Annotated in this window: 2 protein-coding genes; one reads left to right on the top strand and one right to left on the bottom strand. The window is 59.2% G+C overall.

What is annotated here, in order from left to right; genetic code table 11:
* The coding region (locus A9X04_RS29850; RefSeq protein ID WP_197509233.1) for a class I SAM-dependent methyltransferase at window positions 1–135 on the top strand (135 nt) is incomplete at its 5' end.
* A gap of 21 nt (window positions 136–156) precedes the next feature.
* Here the strand turns inward: A9X04_RS29850 and A9X04_RS18955 are convergent.
* On the bottom strand, window positions 157–654 hold a 498-nt coding region (locus tag A9X04_RS18955), incomplete at its 5' end, for a class I SAM-dependent methyltransferase (protein WP_197509232.1).

Genomic DNA, 654 nt, shown 5'->3' with positions numbered 1-654 from the left:
GAGGCCAACCGCAAGCAGGCGGTCGAGCTGCAGTCCGAAGAGGTCTACGGCAAGTACATGCACTACCTGACCGGCTGTGAGAACTTCTTCCGCAAGGGCATCAGCAATGTCGGGCAGTTCACCCTCGTGAAGTAGGTGGCGAGGGGCCGGGGACCGCTACTTTTCCAGCGTGAACTGGTCGACGTCCGTGTAACCCTGGCGGAACAGCTTCGCGCAGCCGGTCAGGTACTTCATGTAGCGGTCGTAGACCTCTTGCGACTGGATGGCGACGGCCTGCTCGCGATTGGCCTCGAGGGCGGCAGCCCAGATATTGAGTGTGCGCTCGTAGTGCTCCTGCAGCAATTGGACCTGCTGCACGGAAAACCCCGCTTCGCCGGCGAACCTGAAGATGTCTTCCTGCGCCGGCAATTGTCCGCCCGGGAAAATTTCAGTGCCAATGAATCGCGCGAATCGAAGATCATTCATCGTGATGGGGACGCCGCGTTCGTACTGCTGTTTCTGGGTGTAGGTCAAAATGGTATGCAATAACATGCGGCCGTCGTCGGGAAGAATGTTGTGGGCGCGTTCGAAGAACGCGGCGTACCGCTCCATCTTGAAAGCCTCGAAGGCGCCGATGGTGACGATCCGGTCGACCTTGTCCTCGAACTCTTCCCA

Source organism: Mycobacterium sp. E3247, from assembly GCF_001667785.1.
In the GTDB taxonomy this organism is placed as follows: domain Bacteria; phylum Actinomycetota; class Actinomycetes; order Mycobacteriales; family Mycobacteriaceae; genus Mycobacterium.
Note: the sequence above shows the minus strand (reverse complement) of the source record. Positions and strands in the feature narration are given on the sequence as shown.